Below are 19,916 nucleotides of genomic sequence, written 5' to 3' on the forward strand. Positions count from 1 at the left end.
TCTATCGTCACGGGAGGGTGAGGATCTCCGCGCCGCGCTCGGTGACCACGAGGGTGTGCTCGAACTGCGCGGTCAGCGACTTGTCGCGCGTCGTCACGGTCCAGTCGTCGTCCCACATGTCCCACTCGATGCCGCCGAGCGTCAGCATGGGTTCGATCGTGAAGACCATGCCGGGCTGCATGACGGTGTCGTAGACGGGTGCCGAGTCGAAGTGCGGAATGATGAGCCCGGAGTGAAACGCCTCGCCGACACCATGGCCGGTGAAGTCACGCACGACGCCGTAGCCGAAGCGCTTCGCGTACGACTCGATCGCACGCCCGATCACGTTCACCTGACGTCCCGGTGCCACGGCACGGATGCCGCGGGCGAGCGCCTCCCGCGTGCGATCCACGAGCTGGGTGACCTCGTCGCTCGCCTGTCCCACGACGAAGGTCTGGTTGCTGTCGCCGTGCACCCCGTTCTTGTACGCGGTGATGTCGATGTTGACGATGTCGCCATCCTCGAGCACGGTGTCGTCTGGGATGCCGTGGCAGATCACCTCGTTCACCGAGCTGCAGATCGACTTCGGGTAACCGCGGTAGCCCAGGGTCGAGGGATACGCATCGTTTTCGACAAGATAGTCGTGACCGATGCGGTCGAGCTCCTCCGTCGTCGCTCCGGGCTGCGCCGCCTCGCCGACCAGCGCGATCGCCCGCGCGGCGATGCGCCCGGCCTCGCGGATCAGCTCGATGCTCTCGGCCGGGTAGATGTTGTCGCCGGTGTAGGCGCGCGGCCCCGGTCGGCCGACGTATTCCGGTCGCTCGATCGAGGCGGGCACAGGCCGCTCGGGCGAGACGGTTCCGGGTACCAGGTGGCCGTGAGAATCCTTGGGCATAGGATCAAGCTTATGGCCGAGGACATCGAGCATCAGTACTGGTACAACCAGAAGACCGGCGAGGTGGAGCAGGGTTTCCAGTCACCGTCGATCGATCGCGTCGGGCCGTTCGCCACGCGTGACGAGGCCGCACACGCCCTTGACACGCTGCGCGAGAACAGCCGGCGCTGGGCCGAGGACGACGCGGCGGAAGACCGCTAGCAGAAACCGCGAAGCCGCGCGCCAGCGCTACTCGTAGCTGTGTTCAGAGCTCGGGTACTGCCCACTCGTCACATCCGCCTTGTACGCCGCTGCGGCATCACCGAGAACCTGCCGAAGGTCGGCGTACTTCTTCACGAACTTGGGCACGCGCCCGGTGGTGAGCCCGGCCCAGTCGGTCCACACGAGCAGCTGCCCGTCGACATCCGGCCCGGCACCGACACCGATGGTCGGGATGCGCAGCTCCTTCGTCACCAGCGCCGCGCTGGCGGCCGGCACCATTTCGAGCACCACAGCGAAGGCCCCGGCGTCTTCGACGGCGTGCGCGTCAGCGAGCAGCTGCTCGACGCCCGCGCCGCGGCCCTGGATGATGTGCCCTCCGAGTCCGTGCTCGCTCTGCGGGGTGAAGCCGATATGCGCCATCACGGGGATGCCGGCGTCGACGATGCGCCGGATCTGTTCGGCACTGCGAATACCGCCCTCGAGCTTGACCGCGTGGGCGCCGGTCTCCTTCATGAAGCGCACCGCGGTGTGCAGCGCCTCCTCCTGCCCCGTCTCGTATGAACCGAACGGCATATCGGCGATGACGAAGGCGCGCGTGACGGCGCCGGCGACCGCGCGGGCCAGTGGGATGAGTTCGTCCACGGTGACGGGAAGCGTGGTGTCGTAGCCGAGCACGTTGTTTCCGGCCGAGTCTCCCACGAGCAGGAAGTCGATGCCGGCGTCGTCGAAGATCTGCGCCGTGAGCATGTCGTAACTCGTGAGGCCCGTGATCGTGATTCCCTGATCCTTGGCCGACTGGAAGTGCCTGGTTCGCACCCTCTTCAACTGGGGCAGCGACGGTGCGGCAGACGTGTCTGACATGCGGACAGTCTATGGCGCGAGCCACTAGCCTAGAGAAGGCCGGAAAGGGGACCGATGGACAAGCAGCGGGACTTCGTTCTTCGCACGATCGAGGAACGCGGAGTCAAGTTCGTCAGGCTGTGGTTCACCGACGTCGTCGGCACGCTGAAATCGGTGGCGATCGCCCCCGCCGAGGTCGAGGGCGCCTTCGCCGAAGGCGTCGGCATCGACGGCTCGTCGGTCGAGGGCCTCACGAGATCCTACGAGGCCGACGTGCTGCTGCACCCGGACCCCGCGACGTTCCAGATCCTGCCGTGGCGTGGCGAGATCGACCCGACCGCCCGCATGTTCTGCGACATCACGACGCCCGACGGCCAGCCGGCCGTCGCAGACCCGCGTAACGTGCTCAAGCGCACCCTCGCCCGCGCTGCCGACCGTGGATTCACCTGCTACACGCATCCCGAAATCGAGTTCTACCTCTTGAAGTCGTCGAAGCTCGACGTCGACGGCCATCCGACGCCGGTCGACTCGGCGGGGTACTTCGACAACGTGCCGGGCGGCACGGCCCACGACTTCCGCCGGCGTTCGGTGCGCATGCTCGAAGACCTCGGCATCTCGGTGGAGTTCAGCCACCACGAAAGCGGCCCCGGCCAAAACGAGATCGACCTGCGCTACGCCGATGCGCTCACGACCGCAGACAACATCATGACCTTCCGCACGGTCGTCAAGGAGGTGGCGATTGAGCAGGGCGTGTACGCCACGTTCATGCCGAAGCCGCTCTCCGGCCAGCCGGGCAGCGGCATGCACACCCACATGTCGCTGTTCGAGGGCGACCACAACGCGTTCTTCGAGCCGGGAGCCCAGTACCAGCTCTCGCGCACGGGACGGCAGTTCATTGCCGGTCTGCTGCGGCACGCCCCGGAGATCACGGCCGTCACGAACCAGTTCGTCAATTCGTACAAGCGGCTGTGGGGCGGCGACGAGGCGCCCAGCTTCGTGTGCTGGGGCCACAACAACCGCTCGGCTCTCGTGCGCGTGCCCCTGTACAAGCCCAACAAGCAGCAGAGCTCGCGCGTCGAGTATCGGGCGCTGGACTCTGCCGCGAATCCGTACCTCTCGTTCTCGCTCATGATCGCGGCAGGGCTGCGCGGCATCGAGGAGGGCTACGAGTTGCCGCCCGAGGCCGAGAACAACGTGTGGGCGCTGAGCGACTCCGAACGGCGGGCCCTCGGCTACAGCCAGCTGCCCGCGAGCCTCGACCACGCCGTCTCGATCATGGAGGGCTCCGAGCTCGTCGCCGAGACGCTGGGGGAGCAGGTGTTCAACTACGTTCTGCTCAACAAGCGTCAGGATTGGCACGACTACCGGGCGCAGGTGACGCCGTTCGAGCTGCGCACCAACCTGCAGGCGCTCTGACGCCCGCCCCGACCCGCTTGGAGGCACGGCATGGCGCGTGAGCAGACAGCCCTGAGCACGCTTGCCGCCGCCGGCTTCGCCCGGCTCAGTGAGGTGCGCGAGCGGCTCGCTGAGCTCACCCGCCTCACCGACATGCCCCAGGAGCGCGCCCTCGAGCTGTTCCGCGTCGCGGCAGACGCCGATCAAGCCCTCGACTGGGTGCTGCAGTTGCTGCGCTTCGACCACGACGCCGTCGCCGTCCGGCTGGGGCGTGAGCCGCAGGCGAGCCGGCTGGTGCGCCTTCTCGGCGCATCCGATGGCCTTGCCGAGTTCCTCGTGCGCCACCCGGACGAGCTGGCGGCGCTCGACGAGCCGCTGACCGGCACAGCGGATGCCGCCGACCTGCGCGCCCAGCTTCTCGACGCGGTCGGCGTCGACGACGTGGCCGCCTCCGCACCCGTGGCCGCGCTGCGCGAGGAGGAGGCGTGGTCGGCGCTGCGCGTGCGCTACCGGCGTCTGCTCACGCAGCTCGCGGTCTTCGACCTGGAACAGGACGATCAGGTAGAGGGCGTCGACCTCGTCGCGCGTTCTCTTGCCGATCTCGCGGCCGGCGCCATGGAGGCCTCACTTGCGGTGGCCAGGGGCGACGTGATCGGAGCGGGCCCTGGCCACTTCAGCGCGCACGAGGTCTCGCACACGAGATTCGCCATCATCGGCATGGGAAAGGCAGGCGCCGGCGAGCTCAACTACGTGAGCGACGTCGACGTCATCTTCGTGGCGGAGGGCGACGAGGAGGCCGGGCTCTCCAACGCCCGCGCGGTCGACGTTGCGACGCGACTGGCCGTGCTCACCATGCGCGGACTCAGCGCGGCCGCCATCGAGCCCGGGCTGTGGGAGGTCGATGCCAACCTGCGACCCGAGGGCAAGGACGGCGCCCTCGTGCGCAGTCTCGAGTCGCATGTGGCGTACTACGAGAGGTGGGCGAAGAACTGGGAGTTCCAGGCGCTCATCAAGGCGCGCGGCTTTGCAGGGGACGCCGAGCTCGGCCGGCGTTACGTCGACGCGCTCGCGCCGCTCGTGTGGGACAGCTCGTCGCGCGAGAACTTCGTCGATCAGGTTCAGCGCATGCGCGAACGCGTCACCGACAACATTCCCGACGACGAGCTCGACTACCAGCTGAAGCTGGGGCCCGGCGGCCTGCGCGACATCGAGTTCACGGTTCAGCTGCTGCAGCTCGTGCACGGCCAGACCGACGACGCGGTGCGCCAGCGCTCCACCCTGGGTGCGCTCGACGCCCTCGCCGGCCAGGGCTACATCGGCCGCAGCGAGTCGGCCGAGTTCGATCGCGACTACCGCACGCTGCGGCTGCTTGAACACCGGCTCCAGCTGCGTTCGCTGACCCGCACGCACCTGATGCCGCGCGACGAGGCGGATATGCGCGTGCTCGCGCGTGCGACGGGTCTGGCCGTCAATGCCGCCGGCCTCACGTCGGTGTGGTCGAGTATCAAACAGCGCGTGCGAGGGCTGCACGAGCGCCTGTTCTACCGGCCGCTGCTCTCCGCCGTCGCGGCGACCCCGAGCGAGGAGTTCAACCTCACAAGCGCGCAGGCGGAGGCGCGACTCGCCGCGATCGGGTTCCGGGATCCGGCCGGGGCGCTGGTGCACATCCGCGCCCTGACCACCGGGGTCTCGCGTCGCGCGTCGATCCAGCAGCACCTTCTGCCCGTCATGCTGCAGTGGTTCGCCGACGGGGCCGACCCCGACTATGGGCTGGTCACGTTTCGACGCCTGAGCGAAGACCTGGGTTCGACGCATTGGTTTCTGCGCATGTTGCGGGACTCGAGCGGCGCGGCGCAACGCCTCACGCGGGTGCTCGCGGGCTCGCGTTTCGTGGGCGAGCTGCTCGGCCGCATCCCTGAGGGCGTCGCCTGGCTCGAGAGCGACGCCGACCTGCGCCCGCGTGCGCGCGAGGTGCTGAGCGACGAGGTGCGCGCGCTCCTCGCCCGCCACCATGAGGCGGATGCCGCCGCCGCGGCTCTGCGCACGGCCCGCCGCCGCGAGGTGCTGCGGCTCGCGTTCGCGGCCATCCTCGGCTCGTGCACCGTTGAAGAACTTGCGCGCGGCCTCACCGACATCGCCGAGAACGTGATCTCCGGCGCCCTCGCCGTCGCCCGGCGCACCGTGCCGGGAGCCGACGCCCTGCAGTTCGCCGTCATCGGTATGGGGCGCCTCGGCGGCAGGGAGCTCGGTCTCGGCTCCGACGCCGACGTGCTCTACGTCTTCCGCTCGTCAGACGGCGACGCGCAGACGGCGGCCCCCGTCGCCAACGCGATCGTCGCCGAGCTCGTGCGGCTCACGGCCGACCCCGCGTTGCCCCTCGACCTCGACGCGGGTCTGCGCCCCGAGGGCAAGAACGGGCCCGTCTCCCGCTCGCTCGACGCGTACCGCGCCTACTACAGCCGCTGGTCGCTCACGTGGGAGGCCCAGGCGCTCCTGCGCGCCCGCGGCATCGCCGGCGACGACGACCTCAGGCGCGACTTCGAGTTGCTCGCCGACTCGGTGCGCTACCCGGAGGGCATCGATGATGCGGCCGTGCGCGAGGTCAAGCGCATCAAGGCCCGTGTCGAGAGCGAGCGGCTGCCGCAGGCCGCAGACCCGTCTCGCCACCTGAAGCTCGGGCGTGGATCGCTCAGCGACGTCGAATGGCTCGTTCAGCTGCAGCAGCTGCAGCACGCGTGGCGGCAGCCGGCGCTGCGCACGCCCTCGACGCTCGACGCCCTCGCCGTGTGCGTCGAGAGCGGCCTGATCCGAGCCGACGACGCCGACCGCCTGCGCGAGGCGTGGATCTTCGCCTCACGCGCGCGCTCCGCCATGACCCTGTGGACCAATAAGACAGCGGATGTGCTGCCGGTGGACCGGCAGCAGCTCGAGGGTGTCGCCCGTCTGCTGGAGTACCCGCCCGGCTCCGCCAGCCGTCTCGAGGAGGACTATCTGGCCGTCACCCGCCGCGCCCGCTCCGTCTTCGAGCGCCTCTTCTACCCGGAAGTCGTGACGCCATGACCGCACCCAACATTCTCATCGTCATGGCAGACCAGGTGGTCCCCTTCCTCACCTCGCCGTACGGCGACCGCGTGGCGAAGACGCCGGCCATGCAGCGGCTCGCCGACGAGGGCGTCACGTTCGAGGCCGCGTACACGGCCGCCCCGCTCTGCTCCCCGTCGCGAGCGGCGCTTGTCGCCGGTCGCTATCCGTCCTCCATGGGCTGCTTCGATAACGCGTCGGTGTTCCCCGCCGACCAGCCCTGCCTCGCGCACTACCTTGCGGCCGCAGGCTATGACACGCTCGCGAGCGGCAAGATGCACTTCGTCGGTCCGGATCAGCTGCACGGATTCGACCGGCGGCTCACGACCGACGTGTTCCCCGCCGGCGTCGACTGGGTGCCCACCCTCGACGAGAACGGCCGCTTCCCGGCGGGCGGCCACGCGCGGCACTACGTCGACCCCGATCCCGGCGTGCGCGACTGGACCATGTTCATGGCCTACGACGAGGAGACCCAGTTCCGCGCCCTCGAATACCTGCGCGAGCGTCACCGCACCGACGCCCAGCAGCCGTTCGGCATGGTCGTCTCCTTCCACCACCCGCATGACCCGTTCCATGTGCAGCAGGAGTACTGGGATCTGTACGACGACGCCGACATGCCGCTGCCCGAGTACCCCGACGACCTCGAGCAGACGTACTCGGCGATGGACCGCTGGGCGAACGACGCGCACGAGACCGACGTGTACGACGTGCGCGATGAGCAGAGCATGCGCCACCTTCGGCACGCCTACTACGCCGCCCTCAGCTACGTGGACCGCAAGCTCGGCGAACTGCTCGACACCCTCGCGGTAACCGGCGCGCTCGAGAACACCGTCGTGCTCTTCACAAGCGACCACGGCGACATGCTGGGCGAGCGCGGCATGGTGCAGAAGCGCGCGTTCTACGAGTGGTCGGTGCGCGTCCCCCTTGTCTTGCGGATGCCGCAGGCCGCCCTCGCGGCAACGCGCGTGCCGCAGCCGGTCTCCCTCGTCGACGTGCTGCCGACGCTGCTGGATCTCGCCGGTGTCGCGCCCGCGGTGCGGGCGGAGCTGCACGGCCGCAGCCTCGTCGGCCTCATGGACGGCGCCGCAGCCGAGCCCGGTGTCACGCCAGACACCGTCCCGGTCTTCTCCGAATACCACCTCGAGAAGGTGCACGCGCCGTGCTTCATGGTGCGCCGAGGGCGTCACAAGTACATCTACATCCACGGGCACGACGAACGGCTCTTCGACCTTGAGAACGACCCGGGGGAGTGGCACGATCTCGCCGTCGATCCGGCGCACGCGGGCCTCGTTGCGGAGCTTCGTGCGCTCATTTTCGACCGCTTCGACCCCGAGGCACTGGCGGCGCGAGGCGCTGCCAGCATCCGTGACCGTGTCATTGTGCGCGACGGGATGGCGGCGAACGGCACGCACTGGGACTACCAGCCGCGCACCGACGCCACCTGGCAATACGTGCGCTGAGTCGAAGCCCTACACGCCGTAGTAGAGCTCGTACTCGAACGGGTGCGGGCGCTGCGCGAGCGGTTTGATCTCCTTCTCGCGCTTGTAGTCGATCCACGTCTCGATCAGCTCGGGCGTGAACACGCCGCCGGCCGTCAGGAAGTCGTGGTCTGCCTCGAGCGCGTCGAGAGCCTCGCTCAGCGTGCCAGGAAGCTGCGGGATGTTCTTCGCCTCCTCGGGCGGAAGCTCGTACAGGTCCTTGTCGACCGGCTCGTGCGGCTCGATGCGGTTCTTGATGCCGTCGAGACCGGCCATGAGCTGGGCCGCGAACGCGAGGTATGGGTTGCTCGAGCCGTCCGGAACACGGAACTCGATGCGCTTCGCCTTCGGGTTCGTGCCGGTGATGGGAATGCGGATGCACGCCGAGCGGTTGCCGGCCGAGTACACGAGGTTCACGGGCGCCTCGAAACCCGGCACCAGACGGTGGAACGAGTTCACGCTGGGGTTGGTGAACGCGAGCACCGCCGGGGCGTGCTTGAGCAGTCCGCCGATGTACCAGCGCGCCAGGTCAGAGAGGCCGCCGTAGCCCGCCTCGTCGTAGAACAGCGGCTTGCCGTCGTTCCACAGCGACTGGTGGGTGTGCATGCCCGAGCCGTTGTCGCCGAACAGCGGCTTCGGCATGAACGTGGCCGTCTTGCCCCATTCCTCTGCCGTGTTCTTCACGATGTACTTGAATTTGAGGATGTCGTCAGCCGCATGCACCATCGTGTCGAACCGATAGTTGATCTCGGCCTGCCCTCCCGTGCCCACCTCGTGGTGTGCGCGCTCGAGTTCCAGGCCGGCGCCGATGAGCTTGAGGCTGATGTCGTCACGCAGATCGGCCTGCTTGTCGACGGGGCTCACGGGGAAGTACCCGCCCTTGTACGGGGTCTTGTTCGCCAGGTTTCCGCCCGCCTCGGTGCGGCCGGTGTTCCAGGCGCCCTCCTCGGAGTCGACGGCGTAGAAGCTGGAGTGCTGGTTGACCTCGTAGCGCACGTCGTCGAAGATGTAGAACTCCGCCTCGGGCGCGAAGAACGCGGTGTCGGCGATGCCGGTCGAGGCCAGGTACTTCTCGGCCTTCTTCGCGACCTGGCGCGGGTCCTTGCCGTAGACCTCACCATTGCGCGGGTTGTAGATGTCGAACACCATGATGAGTGTGCGCTCGGCGCGGAAGGGGTCGACGTACGCCGTCGAGACATCCGGGATCAGCTGCATGTCCGACTCGTGGATCGACGCGAATCCGCGAATGGATGAGCCGTCGAACAGCTGCCCGACCGTGAAGAACTCCTCGTCGACCGTCGAGGCCGGGATGTTGAAGTGCTGCTGCACGCCAGGCAGATCGGTGAAGCGGATGTCGAGGAACTTGACGTCCGTCTCCTTGATGAAGGCGAGCACCTCTGAGGAATCGCGGAACATGTACATGTCTCCCAGTGATTGAGTTGATTTCGAGACCGGCGTGCGGCTCGCCCCTGAGCGTACGACGCGAGAATTTCCCGACCGTATCACCGATGTTTCCGGCATGTTACGTACAGTGGCTGCTCTTAGACTCTACGGGTGAGCAGTACCAGAGCGTCAAGATCCAGCGCCGCCATCGCACCGAGCAGCTACCCAGGGGAGCGGTTGGGCCTGCCCGATCACGGCCGCCATTCGATCGGCCGCGCGGGCAGGCGCATCGCAGCGCTCGCGATCGACTGGGCGATCGCAACGGTCGTCTCGTTCCTGTTCTTCTCGAACCGGTCGTGGGCCGACCTCGATTCCTGGGCGACGCTGCTCGTCTTCGCCGCGCTCCAGGTCGTCTTCATTCCGACCATCGGCGGTGGCATCGGGCACCGCATCGTCGGCCTTCGCGTGGTGAACGTGCGCGGCGGCTGGGTCGGCGTGTGGCGGCCGGTCGTGCGAACGGCGCTTCTGGCGATCGTGATTCCCGCGCTCGTGTGGGATTCCGACCAGCGCGGCTTCCACGACAAGGTGGCGGGAACGGCGCTGATCCGCGGCTGACCTGTGCGCTTCGCAGCGCAGACAGGCTCTCGGACGCAGGAGCCGAGCAGCGGGCCCGGTTCAGGCGCGCTTGGCGCGGACCTTACGGGGGTCGATGCCCTTCGGGATCGGCAATTGCTTGCCCGGCAGCGACTCGAGCCGGTTGCTCACGGCGAGCACCTCGGTCTTCGTGAGCTGGGGCTTGATCTTCGCGAGCCGGCGCGCGACCTTGTGCAGCGGCACGGCGTCCGCATCCGGCCCGACGCTCAGCGTCGTCACCTGCACGTTCGGCAGAACCTTTGCGACACGGCGTCGCTCTTCGTCAACCATGCGGTTCGTGCGGCTCGCCGGACCCTCGCCGATCAGCACCACGCCACCGCGGCCCACGGCCCGGTACACGGCGTCCTGTGTCTTGCCGTTGACGGCGACGGGCATTTCGCTGCCCCGCCAGCCGCGCTTCAACGAGCTGCGCAGCACGGCGCCCACCGCGCCCGGCTTGCCCTCGATCTGCGAGTACGCGGCCTTCTCGGCGCGCCGGCCCAGAATGATGAGGGCAGCGAGGATTCCCGCCATGACGCCGACGAGCACCCAGAGCACCACGTTGAGCACGTTGCCCTCGGAGAAGAAGAGTGCGAGCAGCACGCCCACGATCACCGGCCCGAAGAATCCTGCGGCGATATACCAGATGGCGCGGTTGTCGTACCGCCGTGTCATCTGGAAGACCTGCCACATCTGCTTCAGGCGGCCGGGCTCTTTCGTCGCAGACGTATCCTTACGTGCCATGGTCACAAGGATACCGGCTGCGGATGGCCCCCATGTCGCACGTTCGCCCTCAGGAGACGGCCTGGTTGAACCCGGTTGTGGCGTCGGCGAGCGGGCGGAGCTCACTCGGGATCTCGCGCCCCGAGGCGACCATCGACTGCGCCCAGAGGCGACCGGCGCGGTATGACGAACGCACGAGCGGCCCGGCGAGCACGCCGAGGAACCCGATCTCCTCGGCCTCCGTCCGGATCTCCACGAACTCCGCGGGCGGGAGCCAGCGGGCGACGGGCAGGTGTCGCGGCGAGGGTCGCAGGTACTGGGTCACGGTGATGATATCGGTGCCTGCGTCCCGAAGATCCCGCAGCGCCTGGCTGATCTCGTGCCGCTCCTCGCCCATTCCCAGAATCAGGTTGGACTTTGTGATCAGCCCCGCCGCGCGCGCCTGCCCGATCACGTCGAGCGAGCGTTCGTAACGGAACGCCGGCCGAATGCGCTTGAACAGCCTCGGCACCGTCTCCACGTTGTGCGCGAACACCTCGGGCCGCGCCTCGAACACCTCATTCAGCAGCTCGGGCTTGCCGGAGAAGTCGGTGGCGAGCAGCTCGACACCCGTTCCCGGATTCCGGGCATGGATGCGCCGCACCGTCTCGGCGTGAAGCCACGCGCCCTCATCGGGCAGGTCATCGCGCGCCACGCCCGTGACCGTCGCGTAGCGCAGCCGCATCGCGGCCACCGACTCCGCTACGCGCCGAGGCTCGTCTTCGTCGAACGCGGCGGGCTTGCCGGTGTCGATCTGGCAGAAGTCACAGCGGCGAGTGCACTGGGCGCCGCCGATCAGGAACGTGGCCTCCCTGTCCTCCCAGCACTCGAAGATGTTCGGGCAGCCGGCCTCCTGGCATACCGTGTGCAGGTTCTCCGTGCTCACCAGCTCCTGAAGCTGCCGGTACTCCGGACCCATGCGAGCACGCGTCTTGATCCACTCGGGCTTGCGTTCGATGGGGGTCGACGCGTTGCGAATCTCGAGCCTCAACAGTTTGCGGCCGTGCGCCACGGCACCTGCACCCGTGCTGCTCGTGCCTGCGCCGGTCATGCCTGCCCCGGTCATGCCTGCGCCGGTCATGCCTGCCCCGGTCATGCCTGCCCCGGTCATGCCTGCCCCGGTCATGCCTGCCCCGCCCGAGCCTGCGCTGTTGCTGCCTGCGCTGGTGCTGCCTGAGCCGCCGCCACCTGCCCAGCCGACACCAGCGCTCCGGCCGTATACGCATCCCAGGCCTTGGCGAAGACGCGCCGGAGAACCGGTGCGACGGCCCAGGGCGATACGGGCCTGCCCCGTTCAACGCTCATGGTGGTCGTGACCGCATCCGCGATCCCGCAGGCCACGATGTTTTCGTACGGCTCGAGGGAGTTGTCGCAATTCAGCGCGAAGCCGTGCATCGTGACGCCTCTGGCCGTGCGGATGCCGACGGCGGCGATCTTGCGGTCGGGGCCCTTTCCGGTGATCCAGACGCCGCTTCTGCCCTCGACCTGCGTGCCCGCGATACCGAACTCGCCGAGCACGTCGATGAGTACCCGCTCAAGCAGTCGCACGTAGCCGACCACGTCGACCGGCTCGGGCAGCTTCAGAATCGGGTAGCCCACGAGTTGGCCCGGCCCGTGCCAGGTGATCTTGCCGCCGCGGTCGACGTCGATCACCGGTGACCCGTCTCGGGGTCTTTCCGAATCCTCGGTGCGTCTGCCCGCGGTGTAGACGCTGGGGTGCTCGAGGAGCATGACGGTGTCTGGCGCCCGGCCCTCGGCGACGGCGGCGTGCAGGGCACGCTGCTGCTCGAGGGCCTCGATGTACGGCACGGAGTTGGCGCTTAGCCCCGTGACGACGAAGTCGACCACCGTGCAAGCCTAACCGAGCGCTCACTCTGCACGACGGAATGTTTCGTCCGCGCATCCACAAACCGGGCTCTGCGCGGGTTGCGGCCGCGTCAGCGCACAAGACTGTCGCCTGTGAGACGACGACCGCGAGAGCAACCTGAGACGGCACGAGGCGAGACGACGGATGGCGCCGACGGCGCATGGCTGGCCGGCTATCGCGTGCTGCGTCGCCTCGGGGCCGGCAGCCGCGCCACCGTGTACCTCGGTCACGCGGGGGAGTCGAACGACGCCGCGCCGGCGCAGGTGGCGCTGAAAGTCTTCTCCGAGCGGGCGGATCGCGGCAGCATCGACGTGGAGCTCGAGGCGCTCGACCGCGTCGAGAGCGAGCATGTGGTCAAACTGATCGACGTGGACTCCGGCCCCGAACGGCCGACCTGCCTTGTGCTCGAGCGGCTCGACGCGACGCCCGTGGCGGCGGTGCTCGGCTCACGCACGCTGCTGCCCGGTGAAGCGGTCACCATCGCGATCTCGGTGTGTCGCGGCGTCTGCGACCTCCTCGACGCCGGGTTCAGCCACGAAGCGCTTCGTCTCGGTTGCGTCTTTCTCGCGCACGATGGCAGACCCGTCGTCGCCGGACTTGGTCATGCTGCGGCACTCGGCCGGGGCCGCTCGGAGCAGCACGACGCAGAACGCCGCTGCCTCGCCGCTCTCGCTGAACTGGTCGACGACCTCGCCCTGTTCCTCGCGCCCGGCGATCGGGCCCACTTTGCACGAACGGTGGCATGGATGCGCGCACTCAGCAGCACGGCAGTACCACTGCCCGGCGACTGGCGGGCAGCGCTGGAGGAGCGTCTGTTCTCATCGGCGGCGCCACGTGCGCTGATCGATGCAGCACTCGCCGTACCGAGAGCGTCGCCGGAGCGCGTGCGCTACCGCACGGCCGTCGCGGGTGAGCCCGCCGCACCGCTCGAACAGCCGCCGTCGAGGAAGGCATTGCGGGAACCCGAGCCGGGCATGATCGCGTCGGGCATACGGCGTGTCGCCAGCGCCGCGCACGGGCTGCTCGAGGGTCGTCCGCTGCTCTCCTCAGTGCGCGCCTCGCTGCTGCGACGCCTGGCCGCACGGCGCCGTCCACTCATCGTCGCCTCGATCCTCGGCGGCGGGCTCCTGGTGCTCGTGCTCGCTCTCGTGCCGCCGTCTGCAGCGCACGAGAGCGCACGCGGCTCGGCATCCGCTCGCGCCGCAACGCCTGCGCCATCGGTGTCCGGGGGTGCACCTGCCCGAACCTCCGGGTCGAAACTCACAGCGCCCCCTCGCCCCGGCCCTACCGCGAACCCGGCCATCGCCGCCGACGATCCGGTCGCGGCCGCCACCGCTCTGTTGGGAGAACGGCGCGCCTGCCTGAGCAGGCAAGACGCCGCGCTCGCCTGTCTCGACGGCGTCGACGACGCGCTCTCACCGCTCCTCGAGTCGGACCGCCGCTATCTGGGTACGCGAGCAGCGCAGACCGCGCGTGGCAATGAGCCCGGCTCAGCGGTGACCTACGACGGCTACGCCGTGTCCCTCATTCAGCGCACGGGCGGCTCGGCGCTGATCGAGCTCGCGCCACCGGCATCCGACGCCCCTGGCAGGCAGACGCAAAAGCCGGCCTCGCTCCTGGTGATCCAGGGCGAGACCGGCTGGCGTCTTCGAGAGATCTTCGCCGATTGAGCGGCGAAGGCGTGATCAGATGCCGAGATTCTCCTCGAATGCGGCCTGCTCGAGCCTGGTCTTGACCGCGCCGAGGAACCGGGCGGCATCCGCACCATCGACGATGCGATGGTCGTACGACAGCGCAAGGTACACGGTCGATCGCACGGCGATGGCGTCGGTACCGTCAACCGACACGATGGCCGGCCGCTTCGTGACGACGCCAGTGCCAAGAATCGCGACCTGCGGCAGGAATACGACGGGCGTGTCGAAGAGCGCGCCCCGCGATCCCGTGTTCGTGACCGTGAACGTGCCACCGGAAAGCTCGTCGGGCTTCAGGCGGTTGTCGCGTGTGCGCTCGGCGAGGTCGGCGATCTCTGTGGCGAGGTCAGCGATGGTGAGGGATGACGCGTCGCGGATCACCGGCGTCAGCAGACCGCGCTCGGTGTCCACGGCCATGCAGACGTTCTCGTGGTCCGGGTACACGATCGAGTCCCCGTCGATCGTCGCATTGATCACGGGATAGGTCTTGAGCGCCTCGGCGGCAGCAAGCGTGAAGAACGGCAGGAACGAGAGCTTGGCGCCGGTCTTCTCACGGAACTGCTCCTTGACCCGGTCGCGCAGGGCAGCCACGGCCGTCACATCCACCTCGACCACTGTCGTGAGCTGGGCGGACGCCTGCATCGAGGCCACGGCGCGTTCCGCGACGACCTTGCGCAGGCGGGACATCGGCTGGGTCGTGCCGCGCAACGGCGAGACTTCTGCTTCCGGCGCGTGCGCAGCCTGCGCAGCGGGGGCCGATGCGGCGCTCGCACTGAGGATGTCCTCCTTGCGGATGCGACCGCCCACGCCCGTGCCCGTGATCGAGGCGAGGTCCACGCCCTGCTCATTGGCAAGCTTGCGGACGATGGGCGTCACGTAACCGGTGCCGCTGGAATGCGAGGGTCCGCGGGGCGCGGCGGGCTGCTGTGCATCCGGCTGCGAGGCCGCGGGCTGTGCTGCCTCCGCCTGGGCCGGTGCCGACTCCGACGGCTGCTGCGGGGGGGCGGGCGGAGCCCACTGCTCTGACTGCTGCGGGGCGAGCGCGGCGGCTTCACGAGGGGCCTGCTGCTGCTCCTCCTGCTGCGTCTGCTGCTGCACCTGCGGCTCAGCCGGCGAAGCAGGTGCGGGCGCCGCGGCCGCCGGCGCAGGAGGAGTCGCGGGCGCCTCGGCGGCAGGTGCCTCGGTCGCCGGCTGCGCGGGTGCCTCGGTCGAGGGAACCTCGGCCGACTGCGGCTCGGCAACCGGCGCCTGCTGCTGCTCTGGTGCCTGCTGCTCCGGTGCCTGCTGCTCGGCTGCCTGCGGCTCCGGCGCCTGCTCGGCGGCGGACTCCTGAGCGGGCGCGGAGCCCTCCTGGCCGGCGCCCGAGCCGTCGCCGATGCGAGCAAGAACGCTTCCGACGTCTACCGTCTCGTCCTCCTGCACGAGGATCTCCTCGAGAACTCCGGAAATGGGAGACGGAATCTCCGTGTCGACCTTGTCGGTCGAGACCTCAAGCAGCGGCTCATCCACCTCGACGCGATCACCGACATTCTTCAACCAGCGGGTGACCGTGCCCTCCGTGACACTCTCGCCGAGTGCCGGGAGGCTGACGGATTCGCTCATGAGTTCGTCTCCTTTAAAGATCTCTTGACAATTAGCCTAGTGCAGCGTGCGGTCGTCTCAGCGGGCGGCTACAGCGTGTGCAGCGGCTTGCCTGCGAGGTATAGGAACGCCTCGCCGAGAGCCTCGTTCTGGGTCGGGTGAGCGTGGATGAAGGGCGCGATGTCCTCCGGGTACGCCTCCCAATTGACCACGAGCTGCGCCTCGCCGATGAGCTCTCCTACGCGACCGCCGATCATGTGCATTCCGACGACGGGGCCGTCGTTGACACGCACGACCTTCACGGAACCGTTCGTGCCGAGAATCTCACTGCGACCGTTGCCCGCAAGGCTGTAGTCGTAGCTCGACACCTTGTCTGCACCGTACTTCTCGACCGCCTTCGCCTCACTGAGGCCGACGGAGGCGACCTCGGGGTCGCAGTACGTGACCTTGGGAATGTTGACGTCTTCGACGATGATCGGGTTCAGCCCGGCGATCTCCTCGGCAACGAAAATGCCCTGCTGGAAGCCGCGGTGTGCGAGTTGAAGGCCGGGAACGATGTCGCCGACCGCGTAGAGTCCGGGCACGCTCGTCTCGAGGCGCTCGTTCGTGAGAACGAATCCGCGGTCCATCTTCACCCCGGCCTCTTCATAGCCGAGGCCCGCCGTCACGGGGCCACGGCCCACGGCCACGAGCAGCAGCTCAGCCTCGACCGTCTCGCCGTTCGTGAGCTTGACGACGACGCCGTTGTCATCCTGCGTGACCGACTCGAATGGCGTGCCAAGACGGAAGTCGATGCCGCGGCGGCGGAACGCACGCTCGAGCGACTTGCTGATCGTCTCATCCTCGTTCGGCACGAGATGGGGCAGCGCCTCGATGATCGAGACGTCGGCGCCGAACGACTTCCAGACGCTGGCGAACTCGACGCCGATCACGCCGCCGCCGAGCACCGCGACCTTCTTCGGCACGAAGTCGAGCTGGAGCGCCTGCTCGCTCGTGATCACGCGGCCGCCGATCTCGAGGCCGGGGAGGCTCTTCGAGAACGAGCCGGTCGCGAGGATGACGTTCTTGCCGACGTATGTGTCGTCGCCGACCTGCACGGTGGTCGCCGAGACGAGCTTGCCCTCACCGGCGACGGTCGTGATGCCGCGCGCCTTCACCAGCCCCTGCAGGCCCTTGTACTTCTTCGCGATCACGCCCTCGCGGTACGCCGTGACCGCCTGGATGTCGATGCCCTCGAACGTGGCGGAAACACCGAACTTCGAGGAGTCCCGGGCGTAGTCGGCGACCTCTGCCGCGTGCAGCAGGGCCTTCGTCGGGATGCAGCCGCGGTGCAGACATGTGCCGCCGACCTTGTCCTTCTCGATGAGAGCGACGCTGAAACCGAGCTCAGTGGCCCGAAGCGCCGCCGCGTAGCCCCCGCTTCCCCCGCCGAGAACGACAATGTCAAAGTTCTGTTCGGACACCCAGCAACTCCCTTGCCCCAAAAGGTTGTGTCACGCGCATTCGAAGGATTCGGTTACCCGCGAACGCGGCATGATCGGCAGGCTTTTCCCGCCCATAAGACCTTACTACCGCAGGGCGAATTCCTCGGCCAACGCGAGCAGCGCCCGCACCGTCACGCCCGTCGGGCCCTTGCCCGTGAACCCGAACGGAGCCGACGGCGTTTTCGCCGGTCCGGCGATGTCGAGATGTGCCCACGGGATGCGCGGCGAATCCTCGTCGTCGCTTCGCGTTCCCACGAACTCCCTCAGGAACACGCCGGCCAGCAGCATGCCGCCGGCCGTGTTGCCCGGCGTGGCATTGGCGATGTCCGCGGCATCCGTGTTGAGGCTCGCGCGCAACTCATCGGGCAGCGGCATGGGCCACAGCAGCTCGCCTGACGCCTTCGCGGCCGCGAGCACGCGCTCGACCAGCGCATCCTCGCCCATGACCGCCGCGTACCGGGTGCCGAGCGCCACCATCGCGGCGCCGGTCAGCGTAGCGACGTCGACGATCGCGTCGGGCTTCTCTTCGCTCGCGGCGGCGAGCCCGTCGGCGAGCACGAGACGCCCCTCCGCGTCGGTGTTCAACACTTCCACCGTGCGGCCGCCATGAATGCGCAGCACGTCGTTTGGCCGCATCGCGCTGCCCGACGGCATGTTCTCGGCGATGCAGAGCCAGGCGGTCACCCGCACAGGCAGGTCGAGGCGTGCGCATGCGAGCGCCACAGCGAGCACCGTGGCGGCGCCCGTCATGTCGTACTTCATGCCGACCATCGGCACCGGCGGCTTCAGCGAGATCCCGCCCGTGTCGAACGTGATTCCCTTTCCGACCAGGGCGAGGTGCCGCGCCGCGCCGGCGGGCTCGTACGAGACCTTGACGAGCCTGGGCGGCCGCACGGAGCCGCGCCCGACGCCGAGGATGCCGCCGAATCCGTCCTCTTCCAGTCGCTTCTCGTCCCAGACCTCGACGGTTACGGGGAGTCCGTCCGCCTCCTCGGTCGCCGCCTGCGCGAGCGTCTCGGGGTAGAGATGCGATGGCGGCGTGTTCACGAGGTCCTTCACCAGCGCGACGGCCTGTGCGGTCGCCGAGGCCCGCGCCACGAGAGCGGATGCCGCTCCGTTCGCCGCAAGCACCGTCACCTCCTGCACGGGCCGCAGCTCGGCAGGGCGCGGCCTGGAACGTAGCCCCTCGTATGCGTACGAGCCGAGCGCCGCGCCTTCCAGTGCGGCCAGGATCGCCGCGTCGTCGTCGAGGGCGAACCGGATCGCCACATGGCGAACGCCCGCGAGTTGCCGCACGGCCGAGCCGGACGCGTAGCGGATGTCGTCAGTGCTCGGCGTGGAGGAGATGCCGATCACGGCCACGCCTGCAGCGCCCTCGGCGCCGGGCAGTCGCACGAGTTCGTCCCGTCTTCCACCGAACCCGATCGAAGCGAGTTGCCGCGCTAGGTCGCCGTTCTCATCGCCTGCCCACACCGTGAATTCGCCTGCCGTCACGCTCGCGGCGACGAGCACGACATCGGCGTCGGCGGGTTCGGTTCCGAGGTTCAGCTGCGCAGGTTTCATGAGGCGAATCTACTTGTTCGCTGCCGTTTCGACGGTGTTCGCTCTCGGCATGGCAGCGCCGGGCCGTTCTCGCGGCATGCGTCGGGGTGCGGCGATTAGAGTTGAGGCATGCCTGACAGCGGTGCTCTGTACGAGCTGAATCCGTCCCTCGGCGATGTGCCGGAGGGGCTGCATCTCGTGGCCGGCCTCACGGGGTTCGCCGACGCGGGTGCCGCGGTCACCCAGCTCAGCGCGCACCTGCTCGGCACCCTCTCGCACACGGTCGTCGCCACCTTCGATGCCGACGTGCTTCTCGACTACCGGGCGCGCAGGCCGACTGTCTACTTCGACCAGGACCACCTCACCGACTATTCGGCGCCGGTTCTGAAGCTCTACCTCGCGAGGGACGAGCTGCACCAGCCGTTCCTGCTGCTCACGGGGTTCGAGCCGGACTTCCGCTGGGAGGCCTTCGCCTCCTCGGTGCTCGGGCTCATCGACCGGTTCGCCGTCAAGAGCGTGACGTGGGTGCACGCGATCCCCATGCCCGTGCCGCACACGCGGCCGATCGGCGTCACTGTGAGTGGCAACCGCCAGGAGCTGATCGACCGCATGTCGGTGTGGCGGCCGCATACGCAGGTGCCCGCGAACGCCCTGCACCTCATCGAATACCGCCTGCAGCAGCAGGGATCGCCCGTGGCGGCGTTCGTTCTGCTTGTGCCGCATTACCTCTCAGACACTGAGTACCCGGCCGCCGCGGTGCGTGCGCTCGAGAGCGTCAGCGCCGCCACCGGGCTTATCTTCCCGACGGAGACCCTGCGCGGCGAAGATCGGGAGTTCATCGCGAACATCGACTCCCAGGTCGCCGCGAACGCCGAACTCGGCAAGCTCGTCGGCGCGCTCGAGGAGCGGCACGACAGCTATATGGAGGACAGCCCTTTGAATTCTCCGTTGGCGGATGTCGACGGGTCGCTGCCGTCCGCCGACGAGATCGCGGCCGAGCTCGAGAACTTCCTCGCGTTCCGCAGACATGGTGACGACGAGGGCGGCCAGACTCGCTGAGGCCGGCTGACCGGAGGCTGCTGAGCGCGGCACGGCTCGCCGTCA

General features: G+C 68.5%; 16 protein-coding genes. 7 read left to right on the forward strand and 9 right to left on the reverse strand.

What is annotated here, in order from left to right; translation table 11 throughout:
• Positions 1 to 7 precede the first annotated feature (7 nt).
• Positions 8 to 874 carry a type I methionyl aminopeptidase gene (map, locus tag OSC27_RS09000; protein ID WP_267181097.1) on the reverse strand — a complete coding sequence of 289 codons (867 nt, stop codon included), beginning with the start codon at positions 872 to 874 and terminating at the stop codon, positions 8 to 10.
• 12 nt (positions 875 to 886) lie between these two features.
• On the opposite strand from map, the gene OSC27_RS09005 reads away from it, so the two are divergent.
• Positions 887 to 1,075, forward strand: a complete 189-nt coding sequence (locus OSC27_RS09005; protein ID WP_267181098.1) for an SPOR domain-containing protein — start codon at positions 887 to 889, stop codon at positions 1,073 to 1,075.
• Between the two features lie 27 nt (positions 1,076 to 1,102).
• Here the strand turns inward: OSC27_RS09005 and panB are convergent, their stop codons facing one another.
• On the reverse strand, positions 1,103 to 1,936 hold the full coding sequence (gene panB / locus OSC27_RS09010) for a 3-methyl-2-oxobutanoate hydroxymethyltransferase (protein ID WP_267181099.1): 834 nt from the start codon (positions 1,934 to 1,936) through the stop codon (positions 1,103 to 1,105).
• Between the two features lie 54 nt (positions 1,937 to 1,990).
• On the opposite strand from panB, the gene OSC27_RS09015 reads away from it, so the two are divergent.
• Genes OSC27_RS09015 through betC form a run of 3 tightly spaced genes read left to right on the forward strand, consistent with a single transcriptional unit; the run spans position 1,991 to position 7,851 of the window.
• The gene (locus tag OSC27_RS09015; protein ID WP_267181100.1) at positions 1,991 to 3,331 is read left to right on the forward strand and encodes a glutamine synthetase family protein; all 1,341 of its coding nucleotides are present in this window, start codon (positions 1,991 to 1,993) and stop codon (positions 3,329 to 3,331) included.
• Positions 3,332 to 3,361: 30 nt separating this feature from the next.
• Complete coding sequence (locus OSC27_RS09020; protein ID WP_267181101.1) at positions 3,362 to 6,370, forward strand: bifunctional [glutamine synthetase] adenylyltransferase/[glutamine synthetase]-adenylyl-L-tyrosine phosphorylase; 3,009 nt, start codon at positions 3,362 to 3,364, stop codon at positions 6,368 to 6,370.
• The gene (betC, locus tag OSC27_RS09025) at positions 6,367 to 7,851 is read left to right on the forward strand and encodes a choline-sulfatase (RefSeq protein ID WP_267181102.1); all 1,485 of its coding nucleotides are present in this window, start codon (positions 6,367 to 6,369) and stop codon (positions 7,849 to 7,851) included. The genes OSC27_RS09020 and betC overlap by 4 nt, the downstream gene beginning before the upstream one ends.
• A 9-nt stretch (positions 7,852 to 7,860) precedes the next feature.
• Here betC and glnA read toward each other — a convergent pair whose 3' ends face one another.
• Positions 7,861 to 9,285: a type I glutamate--ammonia ligase gene (glnA, locus tag OSC27_RS09030; protein ID WP_267181103.1), complete on the reverse strand. Its 1,425-nt coding sequence runs from the start codon at positions 9,283 to 9,285 to the stop codon at positions 7,861 to 7,863.
• Between the two features lie 138 nt (positions 9,286 to 9,423).
• Here glnA and OSC27_RS09035 point away from each other — a divergent pair, with 138 nt between their 5' ends.
• Positions 9,424 to 9,867 (forward strand): RDD family protein, encoded by a 444-nt coding sequence (locus OSC27_RS09035; RefSeq protein ID WP_267181104.1) that lies wholly within the window; start codon positions 9,424 to 9,426, stop codon positions 9,865 to 9,867.
• Between the two features lie 60 nt (positions 9,868 to 9,927).
• On the opposite strand, the gene OSC27_RS09040 is transcribed toward OSC27_RS09035, so the two are convergent.
• The 3 genes from OSC27_RS09040 to lipB all read right to left on the reverse strand — a co-directional run bounded on the left by OSC27_RS09040 (position 9,928) and on the right by lipB (position 12,495).
• The gene (locus OSC27_RS09040; protein WP_267181105.1) at positions 9,928 to 10,629 is read right to left on the reverse strand and encodes a DUF4191 domain-containing protein; all 702 of its coding nucleotides are present in this window, start codon (positions 10,627 to 10,629) and stop codon (positions 9,928 to 9,930) included.
• A gap of 49 nt (positions 10,630 to 10,678) precedes the next feature.
• Positions 10,679 to 11,698, reverse strand: coding sequence for a lipoyl synthase (gene lipA / locus OSC27_RS09045; protein WP_267181177.1), 1,020 nt, complete (start codon positions 11,696 to 11,698; stop codon positions 10,679 to 10,681).
• 71 nt (positions 11,699 to 11,769) lie between these two features.
• On the reverse strand, positions 11,770 to 12,495 hold the full coding sequence (gene lipB / locus OSC27_RS09050; RefSeq protein ID WP_267181106.1) for a lipoyl(octanoyl) transferase LipB: 726 nt from the start codon (positions 12,493 to 12,495) through the stop codon (positions 11,770 to 11,772).
• A gap of 111 nt (positions 12,496 to 12,606) precedes the next feature.
• On the opposite strand from lipB, the gene OSC27_RS09055 reads away from it, so the two are divergent.
• Entirely contained in the window at positions 12,607 to 14,184 is a 1,578-nt protein-coding gene (locus OSC27_RS09055; protein WP_267181107.1) for a protein kinase, read from the forward strand.
• Positions 14,185 to 14,199: 15 nt separating this feature from the next.
• On the opposite strand, the gene sucB is transcribed toward OSC27_RS09055, so the two are convergent.
• The 3 genes from sucB to OSC27_RS09070 form a co-directional block, all read right to left on the reverse strand.
• Positions 14,200 to 15,807, reverse strand: a complete 1,608-nt coding sequence (sucB, locus tag OSC27_RS09060) for a 2-oxoglutarate dehydrogenase, E2 component, dihydrolipoamide succinyltransferase (protein ID WP_267181108.1) — start codon at positions 15,805 to 15,807, stop codon at positions 14,200 to 14,202.
• A 68-nt stretch (positions 15,808 to 15,875) separates the two neighbouring features.
• Entirely contained in the window at positions 15,876 to 17,249 is a 1,374-nt protein-coding gene (lpdA, locus tag OSC27_RS09065; RefSeq protein WP_267181109.1) for a dihydrolipoyl dehydrogenase, read from the reverse strand.
• 105 nt (positions 17,250 to 17,354) lie between these two features.
• Positions 17,355 to 18,833, reverse strand: coding sequence for a leucyl aminopeptidase (locus OSC27_RS09070; protein WP_267181110.1), 1,479 nt, complete (start codon positions 18,831 to 18,833; stop codon positions 17,355 to 17,357).
• A 108-nt stretch (positions 18,834 to 18,941) separates the two neighbouring features.
• On the opposite strand from OSC27_RS09070, the gene OSC27_RS09075 reads away from it, so the two are divergent.
• Complete coding sequence (locus OSC27_RS09075; protein ID WP_267181111.1) at positions 18,942 to 19,871, forward strand: proteasome assembly chaperone family protein; 930 nt, start codon at positions 18,942 to 18,944, stop codon at positions 19,869 to 19,871.
• Positions 19,872 to 19,916: the final 45 nt, after the last annotated feature.

It is taken from the genome of Microbacterium sp. STN6 (genome assembly GCF_026410545.1).
GTDB lineage: Bacteria > Actinomycetota > Actinomycetes > Actinomycetales > Microbacteriaceae > Root112D2.

What these genes read in the sequence shown, in the direction of transcription:
- map (WP_267181097.1), bottom strand. Translation starts at nt 874, where the DNA reads ATGCCCAAGGATTCTCACGGCCACCTGGTACCCGGAACCGTCTCGCCC.
- OSC27_RS09005 (WP_267181098.1), top strand. Translation starts at nt 887, where the DNA reads ATGGCCGAGGACATCGAGCATCAGTACTGGTACAACCAGAAGACCGGC.
- panB (WP_267181099.1), bottom strand. Translation starts at nt 1,936, where the DNA reads ATGTCAGACACGTCTGCCGCACCGTCGCTGCCCCAGTTGAAGAGGGTG.
- OSC27_RS09015 (WP_267181100.1), top strand. Translation starts at nt 1,991, where the DNA reads ATGGACAAGCAGCGGGACTTCGTTCTTCGCACGATCGAGGAACGCGGA.
- OSC27_RS09020 (WP_267181101.1), top strand. Translation starts at nt 3,362, where the DNA reads ATGGCGCGTGAGCAGACAGCCCTGAGCACGCTTGCCGCCGCCGGCTTC.
- betC (WP_267181102.1), top strand. Translation starts at nt 6,367, where the DNA reads ATGACCGCACCCAACATTCTCATCGTCATGGCAGACCAGGTGGTCCCC.
- glnA (WP_267181103.1), bottom strand. Translation starts at nt 9,285, where the DNA reads ATGTTCCGCGATTCCTCAGAGGTGCTCGCCTTCATCAAGGAGACGGAC.
- OSC27_RS09040 (WP_267181105.1), bottom strand. Translation starts at nt 10,629, where the DNA reads ATGGCACGTAAGGATACGTCTGCGACGAAAGAGCCCGGCCGCCTGAAG.
- lipA (WP_267181177.1), bottom strand. Translation starts at nt 11,698, where the DNA reads ATGACCGGCGCAGGCACGAGCAGCACGGGTGCAGGTGCCGTGGCGCAC.
- sucB (WP_267181108.1), bottom strand. Translation starts at nt 15,807, where the DNA reads ATGAGCGAATCCGTCAGCCTCCCGGCACTCGGCGAGAGTGTCACGGAG.
- OSC27_RS09070 (WP_267181110.1), bottom strand. Translation starts at nt 18,833, where the DNA reads ATGAAACCTGCGCAGCTGAACCTCGGAACCGAACCCGCCGACGCCGAT.
- OSC27_RS09075 (WP_267181111.1), top strand. Translation starts at nt 18,942, where the DNA reads ATGCCTGACAGCGGTGCTCTGTACGAGCTGAATCCGTCCCTCGGCGAT.